Source organism: Novosphingobium sp. CCH12-A3 (genome assembly GCF_001556015.1).
GTDB lineage: Bacteria > Pseudomonadota > Alphaproteobacteria > Sphingomonadales > Sphingomonadaceae > Novosphingobium > Novosphingobium subterraneum.
Genome location: NZ_LSIA01000211.1, coordinates 1 through 22145, shown reverse-complemented (window position 1 = coordinate 22145; position 22145 = coordinate 1). Strand labels below are relative to the sequence as shown.

The window sequence follows — 22145 nt, the reverse complement described above, 5'->3', positions numbered from 1 at the left end:
AACAGAGACTTCGGATCCACCACGGCTCTCCATGATCGCTCTCGATCAATGAATCACCATCGACACCGAAACTCCATCGGTTTTTGCGGGTGTCCAGCTTCCTTCGCCAGACGGGCATGTCAGTCACCAAGTTCGGCCGCCTTGCCGCCCACGATCCCCGTCTTGTGGGTGATCTGCGCAACGGCCGTGAGCCGCGTTCCGGAATGGTGAAACGCGTAGAACATTTCATGAACAACTTCGGAGAGAATGTCCATGTTGCTTGATCCTCATGCTTTCGAGACCAAGGCGCTTGCTGAATGCGTTCCTCCTCCTCTCACCCCTCGCCCATCTCCCGCCGAGCGCCTGTTGCGTGGCGTGCGCGAGATCAGTGGGCCACATGTCGAAGTTGTCAGCCATGACGAGACGCCGTGGGCGAGCATCACATTTTCAGGCTCGCGGCACCGTCTGGTGCTCCGCTTTGCCGGCAGCGAGGCGGTAAGTGACGGCGAGAGCTTCATCGCGGTTCTGCCCGAACACGAGTTCAAGTTGCGAGGGCGGCTGGTGGCCGATGCTGCGGTGACCCGGGTTGACCATGAGGTCCTGCCCTCACCGCTCATGGAAGTGGAGTGCGAGATCCTGCTGCTCGACGAGGACTGAGGAGATCGGCGGGTGCTCTTGAGCGCATGGACTCAAGGCACCCGCTCTCCTCTCCAACCGGTCAATTCGTCTTCGCGAGCAGCGGCGCAGGCTTGGCACCGACCCAGAGGCTCATGTCTACGGCGTTGGTGACGCGGAAGACATCGCCCTTGCTGTTGAGGAACAGCTCTTCCATTTCGGGCCGGGTGAACGGGCGGGAACCAAGCCGACCAAAGACAGCCATCTGGCCTCCGGTTTCATCTACACCGCGATCGCGATCTAGCCCCTTTGACAGCGCCAGGGCCGGTGTCGGTGTACGAGCCCATGCAATGAGCTCCGGCTTGGGCTCGGGCGAGAAGCCGTAGAAGTTCGGCTGACTGGCTGGCGAGGTCAGCTGCAGCACTTTCATCCCGTTCCGGCCATCGGCGACGTAGGCGAAGAGCGAGGCGTTGGTTGACGCCACGATCACGTCCTCGGCATCGTTCAATTGCCCGTCAGCAGTGTAGCTGGTGTAGATCGACGGTCGCGTCGGCGCGGTGATGTCCACGATGACCAGCCCCTGCGACTTGGCTGCGACATAGGCATAAGTGCGCGCAAGGTAGACGCGGCGGGCATCTGCCAGCGGCACGGTTGCCGATGGTAAGGCCTTGGGCTGGGCCAGGTTGGTGATATCCATCAGTTCAAGACCATTGGCCGTCGTCACCCACAGGTAACGGAACTGCACCGCCGTGGCGCGAGGATCGCGCAAGGGCACGACCGAAGTGATGCGCGGATCGAGGCAAGTTTCGCCACCCTTCTTTTCACTGACTTCGCACGGCTTTTGCGCAGACCATGGCTTGGGCAGATGAACCGTGACCAGCGCCTTGTCGGTGACAATATAGGCGTAGTCCCCGGCGAGCGTGATGTGACGAGCGCCAGTGAGCACGCCGTCCGGGTTGAAGGTCAGCGCGCGATTGAAGAAATTGTTGCGGAATTCGCCGTCGGCGAGAGTGTCGACGTTGACCGCGATCAGGCCTTCGACCGCATCGGTCACGAAAGCGTAGGAATAGATCGGCGAGAACGGCTGCTCCTGATTGAGCGTGCGCAATTCGGGTGTGTTGCGGGTCGGCGCGATGGACTGGTTGGTCGGCAGGGCCATGCAGGTCGCGTTGGTGGTAGCGACATGGGTGTCATGGCCCAAGGGCGAGAAGGGAGCAGTGACGATCCGCTCCGAGAAGCCCTTGTTGCCGATGGCGGCAATGTCATAGGCTCGGAATCCGCCCTTGCCCTCTGCGACGTACATGTACTCGCCGCGCATCTGCAGGCAGCGGACCGCGTCCTTGGTGCCCTCCACCACGTTGGCAAACTGTTCCTGCCCGGTTGTTTCCCCCGAAAGCTTGCCATCGACGATCTTGCCGCGCGTCCAGTTCTTCAACTCGCGCCCGTTATGTTCGACGTGCTGCTTCCAGTAATCAGGGTAGGCGTAGCGGTGCAGGTATGAGCCAATCACCGCTTGCGGCTCATCCCATTCGGTAACGCGGACAGCTTCAAATCCGCCGTCCAGACCGAACCAGGCATTCATGCCCACGAAGTTCACGTAGTTCGTGCCCAGCAGGAGGAGTTGCGCCATCGTGGCGTTATTGTCTTCGTCCTGGCTGACGTGGCAATCGGTGCACTGCTTGGTCTCGTTCTTGCGAACAGTGTGCGGGAAGTGCGGCGCGAAGGCCTGTGACGAGTAGCCGATCGAGGAAATTGGCGGCTGCTGCACGTAGATGCGTTCGCGGTTGATGTTGGTTGACGACAAGATCAGAGCCGAAGTTGAACGGATCGGCGCGGTTATCGCCTTGCCCGACACCGGATTGCCCGAGGCGTCATACTGCACCGGGTCCGAACCCGACGACTTGTTGCGCTGGTGCTTGCCAAGCTGGAACATGTCATCGCGCGCGACCTGCGGGTTATAGGTCGCGTAGTTGCGGGTGTAATCTTCCTCGTACTTGTGCGTCGCCGACTTCCAGTTCGCCTCGATCGGGAGGTGGCATCCGGCACAGGAAGTGGTCCACGACAGGTGGCAGGTGAAGCAAGCCATATCGTCGTCACGATGGGCGCGCGCTTCCTTGGCCACGCCGGTGCCGAACTTGTAGACACCGTCATCCGACGCGGACTTGGCCATCAGTTTCGCGCGGGCGGCCTTGGGGTTGAAGATCGGCTTGCCGGACGTGTCCATTTGCCCGGCAAAGCGGGCGTCGACCGAGTCCTTCACCAGGCTGACGCGCCAGGACAACTTGGGATCGATGATCGAGCGCTGGATCAGCACGCGGCGCCCATCGGCCTCCTTGAACCATTCGAAGCGACGCTGGCCGTCTGCATTGCGCAGCAGCGCAAGATTGTTGCCCTTTTCGGGTGCCGCCATGTTCGAAGTCAGCAGCGTCGGGTAGGCATCGGGCGTGCCGTGGCAGTCCTTGCAGCCGATCTCGACCGCGTTGGCGACTTCGCCATAGATCATGCCATTGCCGTGGCTGTCCTGCGAGAAGTGGCAATCGGCGCACTGCATGCCGATCTGGGCGTGGATGTCCATCATGTGGACGGCCTTGCCGGGATTGCTCTCACCCGGTTCGACGAACTTGCCCTCGCCGGCCTTGCGGAACTTTTCCGGATCGTCAGGCGAGATGATGTGCGCCTTGTCGGTGCCGTAGGAGGACATATCGCCCTCGTCATCGAGCAGGTTGCCGCGACGATCGCGCTTGAGGATGGCGCGGAAGTTCCAGCCGTGGCCGTGATAGTCGGCGAACTGGGTGCGTTCCAGCTTGTCGTTCAGGTCATAGACGTTGCGCAGGAATTCGACATCGCGCCACAGACCGCGCGTGGACGCGCCCTCGGGATTGCGGTCCAGCACTTCGCGCTGCTCGTCGATGTTCGGGTAGAACTGCTTCTTGAACGTCTTTGCGTAGTCTTCATCGGACATGCCGGCGGGCTTGGGCGCTCGGTTCTCTGGCCCGGGCCACATACTCGGCGCATCGGACTCGTAGTCCCACATCGTGTAGCCGAGGTAAGAGTTCAGGAAGATGTTGGGCTGGTGCATGTGGCAATTCATGCACTGCGCGGTCGGGATGGCGCGGGTGAAGGCATGGACCAGCGGGTGGCCGCGTTCGCGATCCTGCATTGCGACTGGGCCATCGGCCTGGTGCGCATCTTCGCCGTGGGCATCCTTCTTCGGGTGCCCCTTGGCGTCCAGTCCGGCCATGGCGTGGGCCGAGGCCTGGTCCATCTTGTCGTTGTCCATCGAGCCATGTGGCGCGACACCCTTGCCCGGCGAGTAGACCAGCTGCTCGGCCGAGGAAATGGCGCGGGCGCAATCGCCCTCCATGTCTCTCGACTGTTCAGGATCAGTGCTGTCACCGCCGAGATAGCCGCGCTTCCCGCCGAGAACCGTGCCGCGCACCTTGTCGTGATGTTCTTCTTTCTCGGCGTTGTAGGAGCCATAGGCACCCTTGCGATGCTGGCCTTCACGCAGGGAGTTTATGGTGGGGTCAGCCGTGATGGTCTGCCCGTCACGCCCGCACTTGCCGTAGCTCAACGAGTGACGCGGTTCACGGTCGTTCGCGTAGATGACATGGCACGCCGCGCAGCCCGAGGAGCGATAGTCGCCCGGCTGATCATTGGTGCCCATCTGGAACAGGAACGGGTCATTCAAACGCGTCTTGTGGATGTTGAGCACCGGGATGGCGACGCGCAGGCCCGTGGCGGGGCCGCGGTTGGACTGCTTGAGATCAGGACGCCCCGGTTCGTCCAGGCGCTGGATCAGACCCGTGGAATTGGGCAGGCCGATTTCGGGGAACTGCGGGTTGATCGTACGGCCACCATCCTCGAACACGCGGAACACGTCGCCCGGCGGGATGGTTTGCCAGCGCGGCAGTGGGTACATGATGGGCAAGGCGCCGCGCGCCTTCTCCCGGGGCGTGACGGTGCCCCACATCGGCTTGCCGTCCGCGCCGATCTCCTTCGAGGCCGACTTCAGCAAGGCAGGCTCACCATTGCGGGTGAAGCTTTCGCCAAACATGTAGTTCTTGAAGGGGACGATGCCGTTGTTATAGGCCGCCCCGCCCCACAGCATTGCCCCCGTCGACATCAGCGAGCGTTCGGACGCTTCGATGATCTGCATGTGGCAAGCACCACAGGAGTCACGCGCAACGCGATAGTCCGACGGGTTGACGAAGCGGATGAACTCGGGGCTTTCCTTGCCCAGAAGCGCGTAGGAACGCTTCGGGTTGGCTGACGACGGCCAGCCCCATGCGGCCGGGTACTTCGGCAGAACGTGTGCATCTTTCATGGCCGCGACATAATCGATCGAATTGCGGTTCCATGACCGGTCAGCCATGACCTTGGTGTTGCCGCCATGGCAATCGGCACAGGACAGCACCACAGCTGGGCTGGCGTGCATGGTGCGATGATCGCTCTTGGTATGGCAACTGACGCAGCCTGCATTCTGCTTGTCGACGTAGGCCCACTGCTCCTCGACCGTATCACCGGGCTGGCCGCGCGGCGCGGCGGGTGCGCGAGTATGCGTAACCTTCTGGGCTTTCTCTTCACCCGAAGCGTAAAGAGCGCTCGGGATCAGCAGGGCGGCGAGCGCCGCTATCAGCCATGCCAGCGAGAGTTTGCGGAAGCTGCGCGTGTCGGTCATGGGCTGGGTCATCAGAAGGCCAGGGTCGCGTTGGCGAGGACGGAATAGAAGCGGCTTGCCTTGCCCATCTGGGCGAACAGATCATCAAAGCCCGCCCCAGGATCAAGCACGGCGCCCGAAAGGCGGAAGACGAGGTTCTGCGAGGCGTTGGGCCGCCAAATTGCCGAGACGGAAGCATCCCAGCCAATGTCGCGCGGGATCGAACCTTCGTTGCGCAGCACCTGCAGGATCTTGGTGTTCTCGAACCAGAGATGGTTGAGGTTGGTCGAGACCCGCACGGTGGGAGTAAGGTCGAAATCCGTACCCAGACCAAGCAGCATCGTGCCCGGGTTCGTGAAGTTGGACTGCCCCTGCTCCTTGGATGAGCGAAGCGAGTTCAGGATGCCGTTGCGACCATTGACCGAGATGTTGCGGCCACCGCCGGCGAACGGGATTGTCTGGCGAATCCAGTAGCTGGTGTCCGCGCCTGCGAACTGGGGATTTTCGAAGATGGCGTCGAAACCGCCTTCGGTCTTGTCATAAGGATCACTGTCGCCACTTGCCCAGAGGCCGGAAAGGCGGACGCGGGTCCAGTCGAAATCATAGCTGACTTCGGCAGCGGCCATGAACGCCTTGATCTCGGCCGCGCGGCTGGTGAGGAAATTGTTCCGGTCCTCGCCCAGTGCAGCGTAGGCCTGCGCGGTGAGGTTGAGGCGTCCGATATGGCCGTCTGCAGCATAGCCGAGATAGACCACGTCGTACTCGCGACCGCGCAGATCACCAATCAGCGCCGGGCGAACCGGGAAGCCGTTGGTGTCGACCGTGATCTCGTTGCGTTCACGGTTCATGTTGTAGGTGACCGAGACCTGGCTGGTCAGGCCGACAAAGGGAAAGTCCTGGCGATAGAGGTTCGCCATGAACACCCAATCGTTACGCGGCGCCCGGCTGACATCGTTCAGGCCCGAATTGGTTTCCTTCTCCAGCCGCCAGAACGCGGCGAGATTGAACTGCACGCGGTTGTTGTCACGGTTGCCGAAGAGGCGCACGCCCAACTGGTTGTCGTTGAACAGGAACCCGCGAAAGTCCGACTGCATCGGCTGGATGCCGGCACGCAAGGAGACGAAATCGTAGCGCTTCGTATCAAACCGGCCGATGTGGTAGTCGATGAAGGCTTCCTGCAGGCCAATGAAACCATCGGTGCGCCTGGTGCCCTTTGACGGTTCAACGAACAGGACGCGCCGCTCCGGCACCTGAACGTGGTTGAGGTTCGCGGCGACGGCGATGCGATACTCGATCACCGGCGGCTTGTAGGCCGTCATGCCCTTGAGCAGGGAAAGGCTGGCGATGAAGGTCTGTGACAGGACCAGGCTGTGGCTGCGACCGAAGGTGTCAATCTCGCCGGGGTTGGTCGTGGTCTGGTTGCCGACCGGGATCGGGAAACTGCGCGGCTCGACCACGGTATCGGAAACCGCGCCGGCCAGCAGATACCAGTCATCCCCTTTCAGGAAACCGGGACGCTTGCCCCGCGCCAGGGGACGATCGCCTTTGAGCAGATTATGGTGAAACGGATCGAGCTGCGAATGACAGACGTATTCGAGCTTCGGGAATAGCGTGTAGAGCGAGCGGTCTTTCTTGCCGGTCGCCTTGTCCTTCTGTGGACAGAGCGAAGACATGATGCGCCAGCGGTCAGGCAAGGCCACATCAAGGCCGAGATCGCCCACGGGCCCCTCGCCATCGTACTTGTCGTAGAAGGCTTCCGGCGGCGGAGCATTGACCGCACCGGGATTGTCCTGCTCGACCTTCTCGGGAAGCTGCTTGTTGAAGCCGGGGCGGCGACGCCCATCGATCAGCGCACCATCGGCATCGGTTTCACCACCCGGGAGCGCAGCAGCTTCCTGCCCGGCCGCGGCATCGCTCTGCGGGTTCGCCGCCTCCTGCGGATCCCCCGCACCGGGAGAAGCCGCGTCTACGGCTGCCAAAACGTGGAACGGCAGGGTGACGGGCTGGGAGGCCGGCGTGGTCATGCCGAGAACCGGTCCGAGAAGGAGAGCGACCTGCTGCATCACTTGCCCTCGCAGACGTTCTGGTCAGTGGTATCGAGGAACGGAGCGAAAGGACAGTTCACATAGCGCAGGCGAACGCCCTGGCCGACCGGGACGACGATGGTATCGGCCCGAATTTCCTTGGGCGCGTTGCCGATGGTGCCCACCTTGGCACCGCCATTGTGCGTTCCCAGGAAAGCGATCATGTCGTCCTGATCGATACCGTCACCGGAAATGCCGATGGCACCGACCAGCTTGCCGTTGCGGTAGATCGGAACCGAACCCGGAAAAATCTGGATGCCGTTGGCAAGGCGCTTCTTGCCGGTAGGGGTGTCCGGGACCGCCGTGCAGCGCTGAACCACGTCACGCGCGTTGAGAGAGCCTTCGACGAAAACCGCGTGCTGCAACAAGTTGGCCTTGACCAGAGCGATCTGGAGGCCAGTGGCCAAGGGGCTGAAATCCGTGATCGGGCGAGAAAGCGGTCCATGGGGACGGCCAACTTCTCCGTCAGGGAAAAAAGGCCGCGACAGGTTACCGCCCGATCGGTCAGCGAAAGCGATCTTGCCGGTGAGAGCCGTCTGATCGCCGAGGAAATCGCGGGTACGCTGCACGAATGCGGGGATTTCCGCATCTGTATTGGCGAGAAGCTGCTCGGCTGCGACCGGATTGGAGAAGAATGCAGCGGTGCGCGCCTTCTGGAGCGAAACGTCGATCCCGAAGATGGGCGCGTCAGGCCCGCGAACAAGGCCGAGCACCTCGCCGTAGGTGTCGACAACGGAAATCGAAACCTGTGCGCGGCTATCGAGGGGGCGGCGGATCTGCGCGCGGGCGCGCGTCATGATCGTGAAGGCCTCTTCGAGAACGGCACGCACCTCTGCAGCGGTCAAAGCCGTGCCGACGGCAGCGGAATCGGTCCCGCCCTTGATGGGATAGCGGTTTGCGCCAGACCCGTTGCTCAGGACGTAGGCGTCGGCCAGCGAGAACTCGCTCGAGGTCGCACGCCGAATGCCGCTGGCTTCTGTTCCATAGGGCGTTCCAGCAAGAACCGCGGTGCCATCATAATAGCCACGCACGGGAATGAGGGTGCCTGCCGTGTTGTTAATTGCGGAAAAACTGGTCTGAAGCGGATGAAGGCCTTCGACCCGCGCATCGGCAAAGCGCAGCGTGGAACCATCGACCGGAATGCGATCGGCGCGAATCTCTGCCGGCGGTGCGAAGCCCTGGATGCCGGCGAGCGCCATGAATTCTTCCGGATCGCCGTCGACGTCGGTCACATCGGGATCGTAGGCATAATCGCCGTCGGCCATGATGCCGATGCCGCCAACCACGACCCCGTTCTTGTAAAGCGGGAGTCCGCCTGGATCGGCAGCCAGCCCCAACGGAGCGCGCTTTGGACCGATAAAGGCGGCGCTTCCGGCATTGCCCGCGGCAAATCGGGCGGAAAGGTCCGAGCACGGCAATTGACTGAACTGCACGCCGAAGAGCGGGCCGGATTCCAGGCCGGGCGTATTCGGCGCCGGCGGGAAATGCTCCTGCACGATCATGCTGGCCGTGCGGGTGGAAAAGGCATTCCCGCTCGACGAAAGGTAGGCGGCGGTGACAGCCTTCGAAATGGCTCCCATCGTCGCTTCGACTTCGAGCCCCTGCGCATCGACTTCACGCGGCGATATCTCGCCCGTGGCTGTGCGCGGGCTGATGATCATCCGGGTTGCAGCACCGTTCATGCGGAAAACGGCAAGCACGTTGCCGACACGATCGACCACTGCGATGATCGCCGGGTAGTTGAGGGCCTTGGCCTCGCCCACTGCCTGCGCAATTATTTGCTGGACTTCCGCGACAGTCAGGGCTTCCTGCGCTGGATCAGCGAAAAAACGCGAAGACGATGTCGGGGTAGGTGTCGGCGTGAATGTCCCGCCCGAGCCAGAGTCACCACCGCCGCACCCAGACAAAGTGAGAGAGAGCGCGAGTGCGACGGCGGTGGTCTGCCGGAGAGCCAACGGCATGCGCATCAGCGAAGGCTCCGGATGGATCGTACCGCGCTGCCGAGGGCGCGGCGGAATGAGAGAGGCTGGAAACCGTTCGGATCACGAACGGCGGCATAGGCCTGGTTGATCTGGACGCGCAGACCGCTGGCGGAACCTGGCGAGACCATGCCTTGATTGACGAGACCATTGAGCAGCGTATCGACAGCCATGACCGACTGCACGGCCCCCTCGTAATCAGTGAAGCGTTCGCCAATCGCGTCGCTGGCAATCGAGTCCATGATCGCGAAGGTCTGCTCCCGTGTGAAGCTGGCAGAGGCGAAGCGCGCAGATAGCGCATCGGCAGACTGGCGCAGTGCCTGGGCCGCGGCGACGGTCTCTGCGCGGTTCGCCAGCATCGCCCGGTGGAACGCCTTGGCCCGCGCGTCGAACGTGGCAGCCGCATCCGGCGCGATGACACGCGCAGCCGCCAGAAGCATGATCATGTTCTCGTCGTTATAGGGAGGCGTGCCAAGATCGACGGGGCGGCCGGGATTGCGGATCGCCGTGACGTTTCCATCCTCACCGTCATAAATGCGGCGGTGGCATGAGTGGCAATCGTAGAAGGTGAACTCGGGGAAGATGCCATCCATGGCCCGCGCCGGCTGGCTGAACAGCTCAAGGCTGCGCTTCACGGCCTCGGCTTGCCCCACGGCCCACATGCGCATCGAGTTGGTCTTGCCGCCCTTGCGCTGAACGTAGTCGGCGTCCTCATCGTGGTGCTGCTGGAGCGTGGTGAACAGGTCCAGCTCGAACGAAATGCGCGGGTGGCCTGCGGCCATGATGCGGTGGGCGATGAACTGGCCCTTGGCATCGCCGGAGAAATGACAATCAAGGCAGACCTGCGCCTTGACCTGCGGGCGGGTCAGGTCGGTCATGCCCTGGGCGACGTTGCGGGCGTGGCTGGCGCCGACGGTGTAGTGGGAAGAGAGCCATCCGCCAGAGGCACCGTGGCACGCTTCGCAATCGACGCCATCGGAAGGACGCGCAGATCCCGGCGAGGCGTGGCAACCCGCACATTCACGCTGAATGCCAGCAGCATCGAGCCCCATCCGCCTGACGATGGCCTGCCCACGCGGCTCCTGGATCACGCGCCAGGCGCGGCTGTGCGCACCCGAAGGCGAGGAATCTTCCTGCCAGCGCATGAGTTCATCCTGCCGGACGACAGCACCATCGGCGACGCTACGGCCGTGACAAGTGGAGCCCGCGCATGACGCGACACCGACGTGGCCGCGCAGGACCGCCGGCGCAGTCCCCTGGGCCTGCAGCGAAGGCGACACCAGCGAGGATGCACCGAGGGCGGCTCCGGCCATGACAAGGCAGAACGCCATCGCCATGGCGGCGGAGCGCGGTAGGGCCCGGCAAGTTGCCGCGAGCTGCCTGATTCGCATGATAGTACCCAGCATTGCCCCTCGTCCCCACCGGCCCTGCATATCGCGCGGCTTTTGCCTTGTGCGATAGCTCCTGCCGGAAGTGCTGCAATGCGACCCCGTTGATCTTCAGGTTAGGACACTCTTACCCCTTGGTTCAAGTGGCTAATCGGCATCTTTGGAAACATATCGGAAAGACAGGCATCTTTCTTTGTCGGAAATCACTTCCGGCGGATGACCATGTTCCTGATCTCGGACATGTCTTCCATGGCGAAGCGGATCCCTTCGCGGCCGAGGCCCGAATCCTTGACCCCACCGTAGGGCATGTTGTCGACGCGGTAGGAGGACACGTCGTTTACGACGATACCACCGACGTCGAGCTTGTCCCAGGCGTCCATCACCTTGTGGATGTCGGCCGTAAACAGGCCCGCCTGGAGCCCGAACTTGCTGTCGTTCACTTCCTCGAGCGCGGCATCCCAATCCGTGAACCTGGACAGGATGACGACGGGACCGAAGGCCTCTTCGGTATAAACGTCCATATCGCGGCTGCAGCCTTCGAGCAGGGTGGCTTCGAGCATGTTGCCATCGCAGCCACCGCCGGCGAGCAGCGTGGCTCCCCCGGCCACTGCGGCATCGATCCAGGTCTTGAGGCGCTGCGCTTCCTTGGCCGAGATCATCGGACCGATGAACGTGTCGCGGTTCTTGGGGTCACCGGACTTCAGCGTCTTGACCTTGGCGGCGAGCATGTCGCGGAACTGGTCGTAGATGTCGGCGTGGATGATCACGCGCTGGACGTGGATGCACGACTGACCGGACTGATAATACCCACCGAAGATGATGCGGGCGAGCGCGTGTTCCAAGTCGGCATCCTTGTCGACGACAACGGCTGCATTGCCGCCGAGTTCGAGGACGACCTTCTTCTTGCCCGCCTTCCCCTTGAGGTCCCAGCCGACGCCCGGCGAGCCGGTGAACGAAAGGAGCTTGAGCCGATCATCAGTCGTGAACAGGTCGGCGCCATCGCGGCTGGCAGGCAGGATCGAGAACGCACCTTCCGGCAGGATATCGCATTCCGCCAGCACTTCGCCCATGATGATCGCGCCCAGCGGGGTGAGCGAAGCGGGCTTCATCACGAAAGGGCAACCCATGGCGATGGCGGGCGCAATCTTGTGCGCGGCAAGGTTCAGCGGGAAGTTGAAGGGCGAGATGAAGCTGCACGGACCGATCGGCACGCGCTTCCACATGCCCATGTAGCCCTTGGCGCGGGGGCTGATATCGAGCGGCTGGACTTCGCCGTAGTTGCGCGTGGCTTCTTCGGCGGCAATGCGGAAAGTGTCGATCAGGCGACCCACCTCGCCTTCGGAATCGGCAATGGGCTTCCCGGCTTCGACGCAAAGGGCATGGGCGAGCTCGTCCTTGCGCTCGGCAAAGCGGCGGACGCAGTGGTCGAGCACGTCGCGCTTCTCGTAGGATGCAAGCTTGGCCATGGGTTCGGCGGCGCGGACGGCACCGGCGATTGCCTCATCGATCACGTCAGGCGTGGCGAGCGCGGTGCGGAACGCGATCTCGCCCGTGAACTTGTCCGTCACCGCAAGGTCGGTGTTCGGCTGCACGGCCTTGTTGTTGAGATAGAGCGGGTAGACGTCCTTGAGCTGTGACACTTGATAACCTCCAACGTCATCCCGGGCTTGACCCGGGATCCCGCTATTTATCGAACCGCCGCAGGTGGAAAAGCGGGACCCCGGGTCAAGCCCGGGGTGACGACATGATGAATCGCCTGAACCCTAGAGTGCCTTGGACAGTTCCTTGATATCCTTGTTGAGAATCTGGTCGTTCTCCGAATAGTCGACCGGACAATCGATCAGGTGGACGCCTGGCGTATCGCGGCAATGGGCGAGCAGTTCCTTGAGGTGCTCGGAACTTGTGACGCGATGCCCGTGCGCGCCGTAGCTTTCGGCATACTTCACGAAATCGGGGTTGCCGTAGGTCAGGCCAAAGTCCTCGAAGCCCATGTTGGCCTGCTTCCAGCGAATCATGCCATAGGCGCTGTCATTCAGGATGAGCACGGTGAGGTTGAGACCAAGGCGGACCGCGGTTTCCATCTCCTGGCTGTTCATCATGAAGCCGCCATCGCCGCAGATCGCCATGACCTTGCGCTCAGGGTAAATCATCGCGCTCATCATCGCCGAGGGCAGGCCAGCGCCCATTGTCGCCAGCGCATTATCTAGCAGCACGGTGTTGGGATGGTAGGCGGTGTACCCACGCGCGAACCAGATCTTGTAGACGCCGTTGTCGAGGCAGATGATCGCGTCCTCAGGCAGGGCATCGCGGATCTGCTGCACGAGGTGCGGCGGGAAGATCGGGAAACGAGTGTCGGCGGCGAGCGGTGCGGTGTGCGCGACCTCGGCAGCGCGATAGGCCAGCATATGATCGAAGTTCCAGGCCGGGTTTGGCTCGATCGCTTCCTTCATCTGCCAGACCGCGTTGGCGATATCGCCGATCACCTCGATGGCGGGGAAATAGACAGGGTCGACTTCAGCCGTCTTGGTCGAGACGTGGATGACCGGCGTACCGCCTTCACGCATGAAGAACGGCGGCTTTTCGATGACGTCATGGCCGACGTTGATGATGAGGTCGGCGTCCTCGACGGCACGGTGGACGAAATCACCGGCCGAAAGCGCGGCGCAACCTAGGAACTTGGGATGGCGCTCGTCGATCACGCCCTTGCCGAGCTGGGTGGTTAGAAACGGTATGCCGGTCTTCTCGACAAACTCGCGCAGCATCTTGCCGGTCATCTTGCGATTTGCGCCCGCCCCGATGACGAGGACCGGAGCCTTGGCGTTCTGCAAGGCGTGAGCGGCCTGCGCGATTGACTTGGCATCGGCGTTGGGGCGGCGCACGAGACTGCGCTTGAGGGGGACGGAGTCGGTGTGCTCGTCAGCGATATCCTCGGGCAGTTCGATATGCGTTGCGCCGGGCTTTTCTTCCTCGGCGAGGCGATAGGCTTCGCGCACGCGGCTGGGGATATTGTCGGACGAGGCCATCTGATGGGTGAATTTGGTAATCGGCCCCATCATCGAGACGACATCGAGAATCTGGAAGCGGCCCTGCTTGGACTTCTTGATCGGCTTCTGACCAGTGATCATCAGCATCGGCATGCCGCCGAGCGTGGCGTAGGCGGCGGCGGTCACGAAATTGGTCGCGCCGGGCCCGAGGGTGGCAATGCAGACGCCGGTCTTGCCGGTGTGGCGACCGTAAGTGGCTGCCATGAATCCGGCACCCTGTTCATGGCGCGTGAGGATCAGCTTGATCTTTTTCGAGCGGGAAAGCGAATCGAGGAAATCGAGGTTCTCTTCGCCCGGAACGCCGAAAATGTATTCGCAGCCTTCTTCCTCAAGGCACTCGATGAACAGGTCTGACGCCTTCTTGCCTTCGGCCATTTTTGGTCGCTCCATCAACGGGAACGCGCGGCCAAGGCTGCGTTACCCTCCCCAACTTGGATGCGACCGCAGGGCAAGTTCCCGGCGCGTGTCGTTATGGCCCCCGCGCCTGCCCTTGCCCGCATGGCTATCAAAGGTGCGCGCCGCTGTCACGCCCCGCCGTCAATAGCCAAGCGAAAGATCCACCTGCGGCTGGAGCGGCTCGCCCGAGCGGAAGCGGGCGAGGTTTTCGAGAAAGCGCGTGACCGAACGCTCGAACATCCGCGTCTGGGCACGTCCGGAGAGATGGCTGGTGATGTGGGCATTAGGCACGTCCCACAGCGGGTGCTTTGCCGGCAGGGGTTCGGGGGTGACGACATCGAGAAAGGCGTGGCCCGGGCGGCCCGCCTTCAGGCCCGCAATCAGCGCTTCCTGATCGACGACACTGCCTCTTGCGACATTGACCAGCGTGGAGCCGGGTTTCATCGCGGCAATCTCGGCTTTGCCGATCATGCCTTCGGTTTCGGGCGTAGCGGGGACGGCAAGTATCACCCAGTCGAAGGTACCTAGCTGACCACGCCACTCGTCCAGACCGAGCGTGCCCTCCCCCTGCGACCGTCGCACCTTGACCACATCGACATCGAAACCCTGCAGCATGCGATCGACCCTCTGGCCGATAGCGCCATAGCCGAGAATCAGCGCGCGGCTGCCGGCCAGTTCGACCTTGCCTGGACTGTCGAGCAGCCATTCGTGTCGGTCTTGCGAGCGCACTACCTCGCGATAGCCCTTGGCCACGGTCAGCATGCCCATGACTACATATTCGGCGATGGTGATAGCGTTGATGCCGGTGCCGTTGGTAAGGATCACGCCCCGCTCCCGAAGCACATCGAGCGGGAAGAAATCGACTCCGGCATAGACCGAGTTCAGCCACTTTAGCCCTGTCGCCAGCCGGATTGCCTTGTCCATGCCGCCGGGCTGGTAGAGGTCAAACCAGCCGATCTCCGCCTCCGGTGCCAGTTCGAACAGTTCCTCGGCGCTGCGAAAATACCGCGGCTCCACCCACCTTGGAAGGTGCGGCTCGATCAGCGGCGCGGCCACGGCATTCATCACGAGGACGGTCATGCTGAGCTCTCTCCCAATAACATTTGCGAGAGACTTACCCTATAGATTGCGGATTGAAACCCGTTCAGACGAGCTTCCATTCCCAGCCGAGCGGGTCGCCGTCCATCACCTCCACACCCTTGACAGCCAGTTCGTCGCGCAGAGCGTCGGAACGGGCGAAGTCCTTGTCCGCACGCGCGGCCCTGCGGGCTTCGAGAGCAGCTTCAATTTGAGCCTCTTCGATCTCGACGCCCTTGGGCCTGAGGCGGAGCGCCTTTCGGTCAAGCGTGAGCAAACCGATGCCAAGGACCGCATCCATTGCTGCCAACGCCGCAAGCTTTTCCGACGCATCGACCTTTTTCAGCGCGAGCACTTCCTCGAAAACGGTGAGCGCGACCGGAGTGTTGAGATCATCCGACACCGCTGCATCGAAACGTTCGAGGAACGATGTGAATCGTGGACCGGGCTGGGCCTCCGTTTCGCCCGCCCGCTCCTTGAGCTGGCCCACCGCGATCAGCATGCGCTTGAGGCGCGTGAGTGCGGCCGAGAGCCCGTCCCACGAGAACTCGAGTTCGCTGCGATAATGTGCCTGCAGGCACATCAGGCGATAGGCCAGCGGCGAGTAACCCTTGTCGATCAGGAGCTGCAGCCGCAGGAATTCACCGCTCGACTTGCTCATCTTGCCTGACCGTTCGACCAGGAAGTTGTTGTGCATCCAGACCCGAGCGCCGGAATTTGCGGGGAGGTCCAGCCCATTCGTGCAGCAAAACGCCTGGTTTTGCGCGATCTCATTGGGATGGTGGATCTCACGGTGGTCGATGCCGCCGGTGTGGATGTCGAACGGGAAACCGAGCACTTCGCCGGACATGACCGAACATTCGAGATGCCAGCCAGGAGCGCCCTTGCCCCATGGCGAATCCCACTCCATCTGGCGCTTCTCACCCGGCGGTGTCTTGCGCCAGATGGCGAAGTCGGCGGCGTTGCGCTTGCCTTCGACTGCTTCGATGCGACCCTCCCCATCTTCGGTCTGCGCACGAGCGAGGCGGCCATAATCGGCCACGGTCGAGACATCGAAATAGAGGCCGCTGTCGAGTTCGTAGCAGTGCCGGGCCGCGATCTTCTCGGCAAAGGCGATCATCTGCGGCACGTATTCCGTGGCGATGGTCCAGCGTGCCGGCTGGCGAATGTTGAGCGCCTTGACGTCTTCCCAATAGGCTTGCGTGTAGTGCTGCGCGATGTCCCAGATCGACTGGGCCTGCGCCTTCGCCATCTTCTCCATCTTGTCCTCGCCATCATCGGCATCGTCGGTGAGATGGCCGACGTCGGTGATGTTGATGACGTGGGTTAGCTTCAGCCCCTTGAACGACAGTGTGCGACCAAGGATGTCGGCGAAGACATAGGCCCGCATGTTGCCGATGTGGGGATAATTGTAGACCGTCGGCCCGCAGGAATAGACGCGCGCCTCGCCTGCGTGGACGGGCTGGAACTCCTCGAGCTGTCGCGTCAGGCTGTTGAACAGCTTGAGCGGTGCAGAGGGCGCGAAGGGGGCGGGGCCGTGGACTGACATGGTGCAGCCATTGCCCCGCGCCCCCGCTTCAGGTCAAGTCACTCGCCGGTTTCGCGCGCCTCACCAAGCAGATCGTCATTGCCCGTGCCCGTCACCGGCTCGTCGATCAGCGGTTCGAAGCCCGCTGGCGCGATCTGGTTCAGTTGGATGAGCGTTGTCTTGGTGAAGCTGTCGACCACCTGCAGCGCGTTCTCCGCGGGATCGGTCTTGAGCACCTCCTCCACGAGATCGCGCAGTTCGATGATCTCGAAAGGCAACTTGTTGCAGGTATTGGCACTCAAGATAACGCAGCCGTTGACCGACGAAAGCTCGGTGAAGCTTTCATCGAACGCGATTTGCTCGATCGCATCGACACCGACCTCGCCATTCACGATGCCGTTGATCGCGATATCGAGCTGGCCTCCGTCACGACTGCCAATGCTCAGACTCTTGGCAACCAAGCCCCGTCGATCATCGAGACGGGTGCCCAGCGAGGTGTTCTGGATGTAAACCTCGCGGTCTGAACGAAGCTGTATCGCATCTGCTTCCACCAAAGTACGACCGTCAGTGACCCCATCATTCAGGGCAAGTCGATCCGTGATGAGCGCCGTGTCCGTCAGTTGCGCTATGTCCTCGAGCGCGCTGCGGGTGACCATGGCAATGCCAGTCCCCGATATCCGCAGGGTGCCCCCAGCATCTTCATTTTCACGCAAGCGGATCGAGCCGGTCGCGGCGTCGAGGAACACTCCGGCCTGACTGTCCACGGCCAGTCTGTTACCGCTGGCATTGCTCATGCTCAATGCACCGAGGAATGACGCCAGTCCGCCCGAAGCAAGCGAAAGTGTACCATTTTCCCCGATCTGGCCCGGCACTGTGCCAGCTTGGGCGGCCACTGCCAGATCGCCTACCAGCAGCGCCTGGTTGGCGCGGATGGTCAGATCTCCTCCAGAGCGGATGTTCGCAAATTCCGCCTGCGAGATGGCATAACCGCTCGCTGCCGAGGCAATGTTATCACCAAGCTTCAGTGGCCCCTGCCCGGTGTTGCGCAAGGTTATCTCGTTGGTATGCGTGGCCTCCCCAAGTCGACCGCTGGCCGCAATCGCAAGATCGGCCGAGGTCAGGTCCATCTTCGCACCCGTGGCAAGTCCATTGACACGGATTGTATTGCCCGCGTTCAAAGTAAGCGTCTCTGCGGCATCTGCCACGTCGTTGATCACGATGTCGCCGCTGGCCGCGATATCGATATCCCCTTGCCCCCTCACACCGGGTGTAACCAGTGCTAGCTGCCGCAGGCCTGCCCCATTGGCAAAGTCGTATCCTGCGGACAGATGACTGACGATAACGCTGCCGTTTCTCGCAAGCAGATCGATATCGCCCGCCGCGGCGACGGTTCCACCTCCGATAGAGCCATTCGCCGAGACAACGACGTTGCCGTCATTGGCGACGATGCGAATGATCTGCAGGTTGCCCAAGGAATCAAGGCCAACAGCATCGGCTTGGACGCTGATCGCGCCCGTCAGCTGCAGGCCCGAGATGTTGACGATCCCGCGAGACGAAATCCGCGCGGACGCACCAGACAACGCCGAAACTGCAAGATCGCCCTGTGTGGTGAGATCGATGTCACCTCCTGCGGAGATGGAAGTCCCGGTCATTGCAGTATTGGCGGACCGGAATGCCCCGCCCGCAGTGATCAACGAGAAGCCGAGGTTCCCGGCCACGACGTCGACGTCTCCGGCGGCATCAATCGCGCCCAGACTTGCATCGCCGCTCACGGAGATGGCGAGATCAAGGGTGCGTGCCCACAAAGCCCCTCCCGAAACCGTCCGGCCGCTGATCGCAATGCCCCCACCCTCGATCCGGCCATAGGTGAAGCTGCCGGTTCCAGTGGCAATCCGGATCTGCCCGGTGGCGACAAGATCACCGCCAACCACGTTCCCGCTGGTGATGACGCCCAACGAACCGCCGCTCGACATCCGGGTGAAGGTCAAGGACTGGCTTGTCACGTCGAGAGCGGTGCCCGCCGTTGCCGTGCCGACCTCCACCTTACCCGAACCTGCTAAGGTGAAGCTGCCGGAAGCACCGAGAACCGGAGCACTCAGCGAGCGGACACTTGCAGAGAAATCTGCGCCGGATTGCGCACTCGCAAGCGTTGCATCCCGGGCAGTCAGCTCAAGCGACCCACCCGCGATGAGCTGGCCGGTCGTCAGATCGCCCACGACATCAATGCGGAGCTTACCCGTGCGCGCCGTCATCGCGCCGCCACGAGCCGATGCGGCATTGATGGTCACGTTGCTTCCGTCGACGCTGCCGTAGGAAAGCGCGCCTCCTGTTGCGATGGCGACTGTATCCGCTGCGGTGGCACGACTGATCGTGACATCGCCATCGTCGTCGATGGTGATGTTCGCGCCTGCGATGAGATCACCACCTTGCGTACCGGCCAGCGATCGGATCTGCGCATCGCTCGCAGCATCGATCATATTGAAATCAAGTGCACCGGTAGCGGCGGTGAACATCCCGCCCGCAGTGGCTTTATCAATCAGGCTTGCTCCCGTGCTGGCGATCGTGATGTCGCTCCCCGCAGTGAGTGTTCCAGCATCAATCGTATTGCCGACCAGCGACATCGCCGTTCCTGCATCGGCACTGTCGAGTTGAAGAGCGCCCCCAGCATCAAGAGTGATGGCAGATGTGGCCTTGGCGGTGCCGATCGTGAGATTTGAGCCGGTCGTCACGGTGACGCTGGCCGGGTTGCTCGCCGGGCCACCGCTTCCTGCCCCCAGCCCGAAGTTGAAGGATATGCTGCCGGTATTGTCGCCGGAATTCGAATCCCAGTAGCCAACCGAAAGGGTTCCCGTTGCCGGTGCCGTGATCGTGCCGTTCGCGCCGACAAGAACTCTCTGTCCCGCGACCTCGCCTACCAGTGCACCGAATGGCGCCGTGAAGTTGCCGATCGTCAACGAGCCGAACTGCGCGCCAATTTGCGTCCCCGGCTGGACGCCCGAGTCGTCCTGGGCGGTAGACAGGCGGAACGCGACCAAGCCATCCGCGTCAGAGAAGCGCGGTAGCGGCCCGGCGCTCCACAGGTCGTTTGTCGATGACGAGACAGTAAAGGTCTGGCCCTGCACGACATCGAATATCGGCAACAGTTGTCCGCCAGTGTAGGAGTTGCCCAGCGCCTGCACCACAACCTGCACAAGATTCTGACCGGTATCAGCTAGCCCCGCCGAGATGCTGCCGATCTGGGCGCTCCCCGAAATTGCTAGCACGCTTTCCAGACCGGACCTGCTCGTGCCCAGCAGTAATGACGCAGCGTTCAGGTTGAAGGACCCGAACACCGACACAGTGCCGATTTCTGCCCTGTCACCGATTGTCATAGACAAGTTGCCATCGCCGGTCAGGCTGACCGCATCGAGGCCTGCCGCATCAATCGAAACTGCACCGCCCGCCCGCAGGTCGGTCAGCGAGACGCCACCGGCAGTCGAGATACCGAGATCGCCGCCTGCATCGAGCGTGACTGCCTGCAGGCTGTCGGCGCCAAGCGTCATCGTCGTGCCAGACGTTGCCGAGGCCAGCGTCAGCGCGCCGGTTGCCGTCACGGCGATGCTGGTGCCGGCATCGAGCGTGCCGCCGGTGATCGTCCCGCCTGCCAGCGTGATCCCGCCCGCAGCGCCGATCGCATCGAACGTCAGCAGCGCAGGGTCGATGAACACCGAACCGCCGCTCGAGGTGACCGTGCCCAGCGTTGCCGTGTCGGTCACCGTGAACGTGCTATCCAAGCCGGACGTGCTGGTGTCGAGCAGAAGCGACGCTGCGGTAATGTCCAGCTTGCCCAGGACGTTGAGTGTGACGGAATCGGCAGAGTTGCTTGCATCGAGCGATACATTGGAACTTCCGTTTACGACCGATACCCTGAGGTTTGCTCCGCTGATCGTGACGCCTCCTTCGGCATTCACCAGCCCAAGCGCAACATCCCCGGCAGCCTTGGCGTCGAGCGTGCCTGCTTCGATCGTATTGCCGATTATTCCAAGGCGAGTGCTGATGCCGACACTATCTGCGGCGCTCAGGGTGTCGAAGGAGAAGTTACGAGCGGAGACGAGTACCGCCGTCCCGGTATCTGTCGTTCCGATGCGCACTTCGCGGCCAGAGTAATCGACAAGGGTGCCTGCGGTCACTACGTTGACGTCGATATCTCCTCCAGCGAGCGTGACGCCCTCCCCAGCCGCAACCTTGTCGAGGAGTATGGAGTTGCTGGCATCGATAATGGCAGATGTACCGGCCTCCACAATTCTGCCGCCGATCGTGATGGCGTTCAGTTGCACTCGCCCGGAAGCCTTTGCCGACCCGACGTTGATCTCCCCTGCAACAACGGCAATGGTTCCACCGAATGCCGAGACATCACCAAGAATGGAGCTACTGTTGGCAGCCAGCGAAACGTCGCCTGCCGCTGACTCCACCACCGGCGCCACGAGACTGCCCGCAGTGATTGAAATCGCACGTCCAGCACCAGCACTCATTTCTGCCCGACCCGTTGCGACAACGGTCAGCGCGTTTCGGGCATATAGCCCCCCACCGTTCAGCGATCCTCCATCCACCTGAATATCATTCGCCGACATCGCCTCGAACGTGAGCGTTGGTGTCGAGATGGACAGAAGTCCTCCAACACTGGCGAAATTGACCGAAGCGCTGTTGCGCAGTTGCAGATCGATCCCGCCGTCAGTCGTGAGCCTGAATGCCGTAAGGTCGGTCGCTGCAATCGACATATCGCCCAAGGCCGCCGCGTTGTCTTGGATTTTGATCGTGTCGTTGGCTGTCAGCGACAAGTTGCCTCGCGCTGTCAAGGCGCTGGCGGAGATGGTATCTGCCGTAAAGGCGAAGTCTGCAAAAGCATCGGCGGTGACTAGACTTGCAACTCCTAAAATCCGCAAATCGACATTGTCACCATAGATTGCTTGAGCATCAAGTTCCCCCGCAGAAAGGTTGAGCGAACCACCGGCAGAATAACCTTGAAGCGAGGCAAGACCAACAACACCACCATCGAAGTTTCCAATAACGTCGATTGCCGCACCGCTTGCGGTCTGCGCCTTGAGATGAAGGCTGCCATATCCGGTAAACGCCGTGACAGCATAATCGCCAGTCAACGCTACGGCAGCATCGCCGACCGCAACGATTTCCCGCCCAGCAAGATTGGCCCCCGCAAGATCGAGCGATCCGCCTGCATTAAGGCCGACGAAGTCGAATGTGCCGAAGCTGGCCCTCATCGTGCCCGCCGCATTGGCGATGTCGGCCAGATTGAGAGCAGTGTTCACCGCCAGAGTCAGATCGCCCCCCGCATCGAGCGTGCCTGCCTGCAGGCTGTCGGCGCCGAGCGTCATCGTCGTGCCAGACGTTGCCGAGGTCA

11 protein-coding genes are annotated in these 22145 nt (G+C 62.1%); 1 reads left to right on the top strand and 10 read right to left on the bottom strand.

Annotated elements, in window-relative coordinates; genetic code table 11:
* Positions 1-119 precede the first annotated feature (119 nt).
* Positions 120-254 (bottom strand): hypothetical protein, encoded by a 135-nt coding sequence (locus AX703_RS28690; RefSeq protein ID WP_255355072.1) that lies wholly within the window; start codon positions 252-254, stop codon positions 120-122.
* Between AX703_RS28690 and AX703_RS16225 the strand changes: the two genes are divergently transcribed.
* Positions 253-636, top strand: a complete 384-nt coding sequence (locus tag AX703_RS16225) for a hypothetical protein (RefSeq protein WP_062345522.1) — start codon at positions 253-255, stop codon at positions 634-636. The genes AX703_RS28690 and AX703_RS16225 overlap by 2 nt on opposite strands.
* A 61-nt stretch (positions 637-697) precedes the next feature.
* On the opposite strand, the gene AX703_RS16220 is transcribed toward AX703_RS16225, so the two are convergent.
* The 9 genes from AX703_RS16220 to AX703_RS27990 form a co-directional block, all read right to left on the bottom strand.
* Positions 698-5275, bottom strand: a complete 4578-nt coding sequence (locus AX703_RS16220; protein ID WP_231735573.1) for an LVIVD repeat-containing protein — start codon at positions 5273-5275, stop codon at positions 698-700.
* A gap of 11 nt (positions 5276-5286) precedes the next feature.
* Positions 5287-7317 (bottom strand): hypothetical protein, encoded by a 2031-nt coding sequence (locus AX703_RS16215; protein ID WP_062345518.1) that lies wholly within the window; start codon positions 7315-7317, stop codon positions 5287-5289.
* Positions 7317-9305 carry a heme-binding protein gene (locus AX703_RS16210; RefSeq protein WP_062345516.1) on the bottom strand — a complete coding sequence of 663 codons (1989 nt, stop codon included), beginning with the start codon at positions 9303-9305 and terminating at the stop codon, positions 7317-7319. Before AX703_RS16210 ends, AX703_RS16215 begins: the two co-directional genes overlap by 1 nt.
* Entirely contained in the window at positions 9305-10654 is a 1350-nt protein-coding gene (locus AX703_RS16205) for a cytochrome c family protein (RefSeq protein ID WP_231735572.1), read from the bottom strand. The genes AX703_RS16210 and AX703_RS16205 overlap by 1 nt, the downstream gene beginning before the upstream one ends.
* Before the next feature lie 254 nt (positions 10655-10908).
* Positions 10909-12345, bottom strand: coding sequence for an aldehyde dehydrogenase family protein (locus AX703_RS16200; RefSeq protein WP_062345512.1), 1437 nt, complete (start codon positions 12343-12345; stop codon positions 10909-10911).
* Between the two features lie 123 nt (positions 12346-12468).
* Positions 12469-14124, bottom strand: a complete 1656-nt coding sequence (locus AX703_RS16195; protein ID WP_062345510.1) for an acetolactate synthase large subunit — start codon at positions 14122-14124, stop codon at positions 12469-12471.
* A gap of 162 nt (positions 14125-14286) precedes the next feature.
* Positions 14287-15225: a D-2-hydroxyacid dehydrogenase gene (locus AX703_RS16190; protein ID WP_039331463.1), complete on the bottom strand. Its 939-nt coding sequence runs from the start codon at positions 15223-15225 to the stop codon at positions 14287-14289.
* 64 nt (positions 15226-15289) lie between these two features.
* The gene (gene cysS / locus AX703_RS16185; protein WP_062345508.1) at positions 15290-16771 is read right to left on the bottom strand and encodes a cysteine--tRNA ligase; all 1482 of its coding nucleotides are present in this window, start codon (positions 16769-16771) and stop codon (positions 15290-15292) included.
* A gap of 38 nt (positions 16772-16809) precedes the next feature.
* Complete coding sequence (locus tag AX703_RS27990; RefSeq protein WP_231735571.1) at positions 16810-22119, bottom strand: hypothetical protein; 5310 nt, start codon at positions 22117-22119, stop codon at positions 16810-16812.
* Between the last annotated feature and the right edge of the window lie 26 nt (positions 22120-22145).